Origin of the sequence: Enterococcus sp. AZ129, from assembly GCF_051714505.1 — a bacterium.
Lineage (GTDB): Bacteria > Bacillota > Bacilli > Lactobacillales > Enterococcaceae > Enterococcus > Enterococcus faecalis.
The window spans coordinates 1-9,625 of the sequence record NZ_JBIORY010000004.1; the positions used below are offsets into that span (position 1 = coordinate 1).

Annotated in this window: 10 protein-coding genes and 1 pseudogene; 7 read left to right on the plus strand and 4 right to left on the minus strand. The window is 33.0% G+C overall.

Annotation, left to right across the window (positions count from 1 at the left end; genetic code table 11):
- Positions 1-449: HlyD family efflux transporter periplasmic adaptor subunit (locus IGJ90_RS15050; protein ID WP_438768534.1), on the plus strand; the 449-nt coding region annotated here is incomplete at its 5' end.
- 738 nt (positions 450-1,187) lie between these two features.
- Positions 1,188-2,138 carry a MobV family relaxase gene (gene mobV / locus IGJ90_RS15055; protein WP_438768536.1) on the plus strand — a complete coding sequence of 317 codons (951 nt, stop codon included), beginning with the start codon at positions 1,188-1,190 and terminating at the stop codon, positions 2,136-2,138.
- 290 nt (positions 2,139-2,428) lie between these two features.
- Here the strand turns inward: mobV and IGJ90_RS15060 are convergent, their stop codons facing one another.
- On the minus strand, positions 2,429-2,527 hold the full coding sequence (locus IGJ90_RS15060) for a type I toxin-antitoxin system Fst family toxin (protein ID WP_109843878.1): 99 nt from the start codon (positions 2,525-2,527) through the stop codon (positions 2,429-2,431).
- Positions 2,528-3,158: 631 nt separating this feature from the next.
- Here IGJ90_RS15060 and IGJ90_RS15065 point away from each other — a divergent pair.
- Positions 3,159-4,103, plus strand: a complete 945-nt coding sequence (locus tag IGJ90_RS15065) for a replication initiation protein (RefSeq protein ID WP_115353868.1) — start codon at positions 3,159-3,161, stop codon at positions 4,101-4,103.
- Between the two features lie 9 nt (positions 4,104-4,112).
- Positions 4,113-4,613, plus strand: coding sequence for a DUF536 domain-containing protein (locus tag IGJ90_RS15070; RefSeq protein ID WP_010712926.1), 501 nt, complete (start codon positions 4,113-4,115; stop codon positions 4,611-4,613).
- 845 nt (positions 4,614-5,458) lie between these two features.
- On the opposite strand, the gene IGJ90_RS15075 is transcribed toward IGJ90_RS15070, so the two are convergent.
- The 3 genes from IGJ90_RS15075 to IGJ90_RS15085 form a co-directional block, all read right to left on the minus strand.
- Complete coding sequence (locus tag IGJ90_RS15075; protein ID WP_002402449.1) at positions 5,459-5,626, minus strand: hypothetical protein; 168 nt, start codon at positions 5,624-5,626, stop codon at positions 5,459-5,461.
- A gap of 197 nt (positions 5,627-5,823) precedes the next feature.
- Positions 5,824-6,147, minus strand: coding sequence for a hypothetical protein (locus IGJ90_RS15080; protein ID WP_002402450.1), 324 nt, complete (start codon positions 6,145-6,147; stop codon positions 5,824-5,826).
- A gap of 21 nt (positions 6,148-6,168) precedes the next feature.
- Complete coding sequence (locus IGJ90_RS15085) at positions 6,169-6,369, minus strand: enterocin 1071A family bacteriocin (RefSeq protein ID WP_002402451.1); 201 nt, start codon at positions 6,367-6,369, stop codon at positions 6,169-6,171.
- 170 nt (positions 6,370-6,539) lie between these two features.
- On the opposite strand from IGJ90_RS15085, the gene IGJ90_RS15090 reads away from it, so the two are divergent.
- The 3 genes and pseudogenes from IGJ90_RS15090 to IGJ90_RS15100 all read left to right on the plus strand — a co-directional run.
- Positions 6,540-8,690 carry a peptide cleavage/export ABC transporter gene (locus tag IGJ90_RS15090; protein ID WP_115353869.1) on the plus strand — a complete coding sequence of 717 codons (2,151 nt, stop codon included), beginning with the start codon at positions 6,540-6,542 and terminating at the stop codon, positions 8,688-8,690.
- A gap of 17 nt (positions 8,691-8,707) precedes the next feature.
- Positions 8,708-9,463, plus strand: a complete 756-nt coding sequence (locus tag IGJ90_RS15095; RefSeq protein ID WP_438768537.1) for a hypothetical protein — start codon at positions 8,708-8,710, stop codon at positions 9,461-9,463.
- Positions 9,418-9,625 (plus strand): annotated as a pseudogene (locus tag IGJ90_RS15100) (bacteriocin secretion accessory protein); the annotation flags it as partial. The gene IGJ90_RS15095 and the pseudogene IGJ90_RS15100, both read left to right, overlap by 46 nt.

Consider the following 9,625-nt stretch of genomic DNA (forward strand, 5'->3'; position numbering starts at 1 on the left):
CACTTAAAACAATCAACGAACAAATTACACAAAGCACATTGAAAGCCCCCATCACTGGAACGGTTCATCTGAATGAAACTGTCAAAAACCAATTAGAAATTCCAAAAGGCACTACGTTAGCAGAAATCTATCCAAAACCTAAAAACTCATTTCTTACGTTTACAGCACTTATTCCAGCTAATGAAAGTATGCGAATTAAGTCAGGAATGACGGTGCATTTCAAATTAGACAAAAAGGGAGTAGCTACAAAAATAATTGACGGCACTTTAAATGAAATATCAGAAAATAGTACAACAACAGAACAAGGGACATTTTACACAATAAAAGGACTACTAAATGCACCTGAAGACTTTACTAGTAGATATGGTCTTACGGGAGAATTATCTCTAGTTATCGGCAAGAAAACCTATTGGCAACAACTCAAAGATATTCTATTCAATCAAGAATAAATATATTTAAATTGTTTATCACAAATACATTTTAACAACTATTCGACTTCACTCGGATAGTTGTTATTTAATATCATCGTGCGATTTTTTCAATGAATATTCTGAAGAGCATAAGGGGAAATGGGGGGCACACAAGGTGTCCCGTCTTGCAGTGCAAGGCTTTCCGGTGGGGTACAAATTTACCCGCTCATAGCACATTTATAGTAGGTATATAGCAGGTTTCTAACATGTGTTTTAAGCTTGATTTAATGCGATTTTATACATTGTCATAATACATTTATAGCAGGTATGTCGTATGAACCTAGCACATTTATAGCACCTAAAAATTTAGGTGTTTTTGTTATTTTATAAAAAACGGTTTTCTCAACAATTAAGTGAGGTATTTCTTAAAAATTTAATGGGTATTTTCCTAGAAAATTGGCTAAAATTTCCGTTTTTACTCGAAAAAACAATTGGTTTGTTTACAAGATAAAGTCTATTTATTATACTTTATACAAATTAGTTTTTCAGTCGGTAAAAAGACGGTTTTTACCGTTAAAAATTCAAAAACCGCATAATATCAAGGTTTTCGCCAGCCGGCAGAAACCGCTTTTTAGCCGATTTTCACAAAAAAAGTGATATCATGCTAGAACCAAACCGCACTGCGGTTTATATCAATTTTGATATCAGGTTCCCCTTATGCTCTTACAAAAAACTTGTGAAAAAAATTCCCTCAAAAAAACAAAGGAGGTTGTCCGCATGTCTATGCTTATTGCGCGTATGCAAAAAATTAACCGAGGAACGTTAACCATTATCGAAAATCACAACAAAAGAAAGTTCAAATCTCCCCTGCCCAAAGAAATCGATACCACACTTACCTGCTTAAATTATGACCTCGTGTTAGATTCAAGTATCAGCTATAAAAAAGCAATTATCGGATATATCACTCAAAACAAAGCAACTGATCGTGCGCTAAGAAAAGACGCCATTCTTGTAGTGGAATGGTTGATTAGTAGTGATTCTGCTTTTTTTATCTCGTTATCTCCAGAAGAAATTCACCGATTTTTCCAAACAGCGCTAGAATTTTTTCAAAAACGATACGGCATAAGCAACGTTGCTTATGCGCAAGTCCATTTAGACGAACCTATCCCCCATATGCATTTAGGCGTTGTCCCATTGCGTGAGGGACGATTAACAGCAAAAACGGTTTTTACCCGAGAAGAATTGAGAAACATTCAAGCCGAATTGCCCGACTATTTAACACATGCTGGATTTGATATTTCACGTGGCCAAAAGAAAAAAGCGCGCAACCCACTCAAACTGGAGGAAGAATGGGAACAACTCGCGCAAGAAAAAGAAGCTTTAGCGTTAGAACGACAAACGTTTCAAGACTATCTTCAAGCCATTGATTCTGAGACAAAACAGTTTCAAGAAAAACTAAACAGCTGGGTAACCTTTCCCCGATTTTCTAAAACAGCCAAGTTATCTCACGAACACTATCAAGAGCTATGTGACCTGTTGGAACAAGCAAAGAAAGCCATGAATATTTCAAAAATAACAAAAGAAGTCAATAAAGACTTGTTGTTAGAAAACAAAAATTTAAAGTACAAAAATCAAGAATTAATCAATATTTCCAAACGGGTAGCTTCGGAAAATGAACAACTAAGAGAGAAGATTGCCAATTTGAAAAGATCTTCTACCAGCAATTAATTAAAATCAATTTAAACAGCACTAATTCCAATTCTAAGAAGTTTTAAATTGGATTAGGTATAAAATATCGATTTAAAGTTAAAGTTGCTTAAATCGAAAATTAGAGGTGTTTAAATATATTTGAGTCGAAATGTATATTTTGCTTTTTTTCGTCTAATTTGTTATATTGAACTTGCGAAACGTAAGAATTTGTTACAAGACAGCACAAAAGCCAGTCCTACTGCGAATAGGACTGGCTTTTTTTTTCGCTAGTTGCGACGTCTAGCGTTGTGGGTTAGGGACAACTTGTTTCAGTTATCGTCTTTCTCGTCTAACCAATGAGAAACTAGTTCAATGACTAGGCCTACAAAAAGAGGTGCGATAACCAACGTAAAAATTTGTTCTAACAAGACAGCACCCCCTTTGGGGACAAGTTGTCCGTATTGAGTATAGCATAATTGCTTTAGGGTTGTTAGGGCTTGCCCTGACCGCCTGTAAGGCGCCTATAAACAAGAATAAAGGCCTTTATACTAAAACTGTTTTAAAACGGCTTAAACAAGCTCTCAGAGCCTCACAAAAACCTCTTTAAAAACGGGTTTAGCAAAGGAGCCTTTAGGCGACTGCGCAGTACAATGTGAGAGCGAAGCGAACACACCTTTTTAAGCGACCGTAGGGAGCAAGATTTGTAGTTTAGAAAAATTCGCGAACCTGTTTGAGGAAAAAAGGAGTGTTTTTTAGGCGGGAAATTTTGTCCCCCTCTTTTTAAATCTCTTTTTAAATCTCTTTTTAAACCTCTTTACCGTCGGCTGTATCCTTACTCTCCCAAGGGAATGACGCTTTTATCTACATCGTTTTGTCTGTTTATCTACATCGTTTTGTCTGTTTATCTACATCGTTTTGTCTGTTTATCTACATCGTTTTGTCTGTTTGTACATTGAATTAGTACATCGACGATGTTAATATAAGATGTAGATAAACAGATATTTTGTATTTCATAACGTCTGTATCTCTTGTGCGAGTAAGAAAGGAGGTATTTTAAATATGTCTAATGAAATCGTAAAGTATCATCATGAATTAAATACAATTCCGTTGCGAAAATTTACACCAGTCGAAATGAATTTGTTCTTCTCTATCGTATCAAGAATGCGTGATGTAGGTGATAAAAAAGTACAATTTACATTCGAGCAATTAAAAGATTTAAGCAATTATAAAGCAACTGCAAATGTTCGATTCATAGATGATTTAGAAACAACGTATGACAAATTAATGGATTTACGTTTTGGTAGAAGAAGTGCTGACGGTTTGCAACGTGAACGTTTTGTTTTATTTAATCAATTTAAAATCGACGGAAAAGCTGATATTCCTTTTGCTGAAATACAAGTTCATGAAAAAGCCTTACCCTTACTTAATAATCTTGAAGAATGGGTGCGCTATTCTCTCCAACAGTTCAATGAATTAGAAAGCAGTTATTCAAAAACAATGTTTCGATTACTAAAACAATACAGAACCAAAGGTTTCGCTTATTTTTCAAAAGAAGACTTTCATGAATTACTTGATATTCCTAAAAGTTACAACCAAGGTACGATCGATCAACGTGTGTTCAATCCAATACGACAAGAACTCACCGCAATCTTTAAAGGTTTAACAATCAAAAAGAAATACGGAAAAGGCCGTGGGAAGCCTGTCATTGGCTACCAATTCACATTTAAACCAGAAATCAAAAAAGCAGACGACTTTAACAAACATGCACCTACTAAAGAAGAACAAAAACGTGCTTTAACCGAAGCACATGAACAAGCAAGTTATGAAGAAACACCTAATACTCTTAATGAGCGTATAAAGCAAAAACAACGTGAATTAGAACTACTACAACAAATCCAACAACTAGAAAAAGAGAAAGAAGCTCTTGAAGCACAAACTGGATCAAATCTTTCGGAAAAAGAGAAAAAAAGCTTATTATCCGATTTAGATAATTTGTTTAACTGAAGGTGACGTATGGCAGATAAAACAATCAAAGAACTTGCTGAAGAATTAGGAGTTAGTAAAACAGCTATTAATAAAAAAGTTTCTGATGAAAATCGAAAACTTTGGTTTGCGAAAATCGGAAACAAGTTTGTGATTAACGAAGTTGGTCAAAAAGCTATTAAATCAATGTTTTTAGCTGAAAACGAAAACTTAAATCGCCAACCAGTTTGCGAAAAAACGAAAACCGAAAACCATAAAAACGCCAACCAAGTTTCCGATTTGGAACTCCTTCCTTTTCTAAAAAAACAGTTGGATCAAAAAGATATACAGCTACAAGAAAAAGATACTCAAATAAAACAAATACAAAAACTACTCGACCAGCAACAACAACTCACTCTCCAAGCAAACCAACAAATCGAGAAGCTACAAGAACAGCTACAATTAACTTACACTGCAGAAACGTCAGAAAACGAAGAATCACAAAACGATACACCACCAACTAACAAGAAAAAGTGGTGGCAGTTTTGGTAGAGTTAAAAAGAAAAAGACAAGCCTAAACGGCTATTTATTCAAGTAAGATTTTCTCGCAAGGTGTACCTACCTTGCTATGCTTGCCACAGGTAACTTTTTCCTTTTCTTGACAGAAAAAAAGCCCCTTATGTTATACTTAATTTACCCAAAAAACGCATAAAAATAAATGCACAAAAAAGCACTAGGTTTTTAATCCATTTGACCTAGTGCTTTTTCGTGTAATAAATTATTTAGTCGTTTGTGAGTGGTTGTTTCATTTTTTTGTAGAAAGAACTAGGTCTAAAGGAGTTAAAAACATTCGTTTTATTCTATTCGTGATTCGCGCATGGCAATTCCCTAGTTCTTTCCGCTAAAAATGAACGAGTTTATACCAAAATTTTAACATAACTTTTTTTGCTTTTTCAATTATTTTTTAGAAACCAACGGTTGATTTTTCCTAAAAAAATTTTTATACTCAATTTAGGTTGGTAAACATAGAATTTCCTAACAAATTATTTACTACTATCTCAACGAATTCGTGTCTCCGAGAACGAATTCGTTCCTTATTTTTTACGATAAAATAACAAAGAATGCCTTCTTTGTCCAATCAGTTTTCACAAAAAACCAACCACAAAAATGAGGGTCTTTTTGCGCTTTTAGAAAGTCAAAAGAAGTAGACCAATCCAAAATCACAAAGTAGCCTCTGTAATCGTTGATACAGAGGCTACTTTGTGTAGTGGTCATTATGTTAACTAGGTGTTTAAATAACACAAAAAGAACTTTTTACTCACAATTTGTATTTTTTATCAATAGACTCTTGATTGATCGTTCCGCCTATAAACAATAAAAGTATGCATAAAATACAGCTAATAAGTAGAATGTGTTTTTTTCCGCTGTTCAAAAATTCTCACCCCATTCACTATTAAAATAGCAGGAATTCCAAAGTAAAAGAAGAATTGATTAGCAGGTAATACAAAATATAAAAGAATTCCTGCAATGACAGTTAAAATTATAGCAATTTGTGTTAGTTTCATAGGATATTCCTCCTACATTAATAGAATGAAAGAAGATATACGCCTTTTTAATATGCATATAATTAACTTCTACTCCAACTAAAAAATATATAAAATCAGAACGTTCATTAACAATTTCATAATTACTTCCTTAAAAAATAATAAACGTGTATTGCGGTAATACACGTTTATTATTGATGAAACCTTATATAATAAAACTAGTCTTGATTTTGTATTAAATAATGTTTGTTAAAACTTTTTTTAGAAACTAATTTGTGATTAGTAACGTCTAAATAATCACCTATATCACCTACAGAATACATTGCATATCCAGCAAACCCTCCACCAACGGAACCAACCATTCCAAACTTTATATTAGTAGTTACTGAAGGCTCTAACGCACTCATTAAAATGATTAATTTGTTATCAGAAGACCATCTTAAATAATTTTTAGCAAAAGCTTGTTTAACCCATTCTGGCTGTTTGTTCGTCTTACTAATTTCCCAAACTTCAGCTATTTTTTTCTTATATAAAGTTTTCATACAATAACCATCTACTTTCTATCAATTACATGAATTAGGGGTCCCGCCTTGACCATAAGGTCCACAGTTACGCGCTTTGAATCTTGCATAATCTGAACCATTCAATTGCTCAGCAGTACGTGTTGGAGCTAATCCACCTAAAAGACCTCCTAAAAAATCAGCCCAACCCCCACCAACAGTTTGTTTCATTTCTTTTTCAGTTAACACTTTATATTTTTTCATAAAAAGTCCCTCCTAGGTATTCAAACTTCTTAAGAAAACACTTTCTTTACACTTTTATTAAATCAAAGTCTAAATATTCTGTCAATATTTTTTATGAGAAAAATTCTCAAAATTATCTCAATATAGTAAACTAAATAAGAAAATAAATACAAAATAAATGAGAGGAAAATATGAAAAAGATTATCTACCAACAAGACGAAAAAGATTGTGGTGTTGCTTGTATTGCTATGATTCTAAAACACTACAAAACTGAAATTCCTATACATAAATTACGTGAACTATCAGGAACAGATTTAACAGGAACTTCTGCTTTTGGATTAAAAAAAACTTTTGAAAAACTGGGCTTTCATTCTCCTGCTATTCAAGCAGATAACGACGTATGGAAAGAAAAAGATTTACCATTACCTTTAATTGCTCATGTGTTAATCGATAATAAATACATGCACTATGTTGTTGTGTATGAAATAAAAGGCGATACGTTATTAATAGCCGATCCAAATCCAACAAAAGGAAAAATAAAAAAAACAATTGAAGAATTTTCCAAAGAATGGACTGGTATTTTATTGTTACCTACTCCAACTAAATCTTATACTCCTAGTAAAGAAAATGTAGCTGGTTTGAGTACCTTTTTCCCAATCATTTGGAGTCAAAAAGGAATAGTTTTTCACATTATTTTAGCTTCTCTTTTCATTACTTTATTTGGTATTGGTAGCTCTTATTATTTTCAAGGAATTTTAGATTATTTTATTCCAAATCAAGCACGATCCACATTAAATATTGTTTCTATCGGATTAATTGTTGTTTATCTATTCCGTGTTTTATTTGAATATAGCCGAAATTATCTCTTGGTTATTCTAGGACAACGCATGAGTATAGCTATAATGCTTCAATACTTCAAGCATGTCCTCACTTTACCTATGAATTTTTTTGCTACTCGTAAATCAGGAGAGATTATCTCTCGTTTTTTAGACGCAAACAAAATTATTGATGCCTTAGCTAGTGCTACATTGTCTGTCTTCTTAGACATTGGTATGGTGTTACTAGTAGGAATTACTTTAGCTATTCAAAACGGAACATTATTCTTAATTACTTTAGCTTCACTCCCATTTTATCTTGTCACTATTTTAGCTTTTGTTAAAAGTTATGAAAAAGCCAATCAAGAAGAAATGGCTGCTGGTGCTACCTTAAATTCAAGTATTATTGAAAGTTTAAAAGGGATTGAAACCATTAAAGCCTATAGTGGAGAAGAAACAGTTTATGAACGAGTCGATCAAGAATTTATTCAATTAATGAAAAAGTCTTTTCAGACGGTTACTTTAGACAACATACAACAAGGAATTAAACACGCCATTCAATTAATTGATAGCGCTTTAATTTTATGGATAGGTTCACTTTATGTGATGAAAGGAACCATTAGTCTTGGTCAACTAATTACCTACAATGCCTTATTAGTCTTTTTTACTGATCCTTTACAAAATATCATTAATTTGCAAGTTAAAATGCAAACAGCGCAAGTAGCAAACAAACGATTAAACGAGATTTTCGCTATAGAACCCGAACAAGCAATAACTTCTTCCGAACATGAAATTTCAAACAAAATCTTCCAGCAAGAAATATCCTTAGAAAATGTTTCCTTTTCTTACAACATGAAAGCACCCATTTTAAAGAATATTTCTTGTACCATTGCACCAAAAAGCAAAGTGGCTTTAGTTGGTGTAAGTGGCTCAGGAAAATCGACCTTAGCTAAATTATTGGTCAATTTTTATGCTCCTTCAGAAGGCAAAATTTGTTATGGAAAAATCAATCACTTAGATATTCCATTTCAACAATTACGTGAGCATATTACCTATGTTCCTCAAGAATCCTTTTTCTTCAGTGGAACAATTATAGAAAATTTGACTTTTGGACTACAAAAAACACCTAGTTTTGAACGAATTATTGAAGTGTGCGAAGCAGTGCAACTAACCACTTTTATTGAACAACAGCCATTACGCTACGATATGGTATTAGAAGAAGGAGGGACTAATCTTTCTGGCGGTCAACGTCAACGATTAGCCATTGCACGTGCGCTTTTGAAAGACGCTGATATTCTAATTTTAGACGAAGCAACAAGTGGTTTAGACACTTTATTAGAACATGATATTCTTGAATATTTACTAAAATTAGAAAATAAAACAGTACTTTTTATTGCGCATCATTTACCTATTGCTAAAGCGTGTGAACAGATTTTAGTCCTTCATAATGGAAATCTGGTTGAACAAGGCACACATGAAGAACTTCGTTACAATCAAGGCGTATATCAACAATTATGGGATATTTAAGAAAGGACAGAGAATTTATGGGCCATAAGGATTGGTTAGATCATTCAAGTATTTATAGTCAACAACACCATACCTTTTATCGTTGGGTCTTGTATCCAGTTATTCTTTTTTTGTGTTTAACAGGGCTTTTTTTAGCTTTTGCAAAAAAAGAGGTTGTTATTCGAACGCCTGCTCAATTAATTGCACCAAAAACAGAAGTACTACAAGTACCGGTAGAAGCAAAGATAAAAACCAATACTCTAAAAGAAAACCAAATAGTAAAAAAAGGGGAAACATTAGTCACATTTGATACAACCTCTTTACAAAATGAAAAAAAACGATTAGAACAAGAAAATACACTTATTGAGCAACAAAAGAATGCTGCTCAAACCTTTATCAATAGTTTAAAAAATGAACAAAATTTATTCGAAACTGAAGATTCCTTTGGGTATAGCAATCAACTTAAAAGCTTCTTTGCTGAAAAAGAAGCGACTATTTACAATTCAAAACAGATTGAAGAAACTATACAAAAAGAACAAGATATCTATAATAAATCAAAAGAGCTACTAGAAAAACAACTGACTACACGCCAAAAAGAATTACAAGAATGGGAACAAGTACGTACGGCATGGATTAACGAACAAAACATACAAGGATTTTCACCTGAAATCACTTCCAAATATCAATTATGGCAAACACAATTGTCTGATGTAACAGAAGAACAAAAAAACAAACCAAATCAACAATCTTGGCTACAATCGATGAACAAATTGTTCAACAAAAAAAAGAAATAGAGCAATTGCAAGCAGAACAGGCTAAATTGGTCCCTCCAAATACGTCTAAAAACGAAATAAATAGTCAAAAAGAAAAAGAGAAGCAAAACAAAGAATTATCTTTAGCAACAACCAAACAAAAAATAACAGAATTAACCGATACACAACAAAAAAATGAATTAG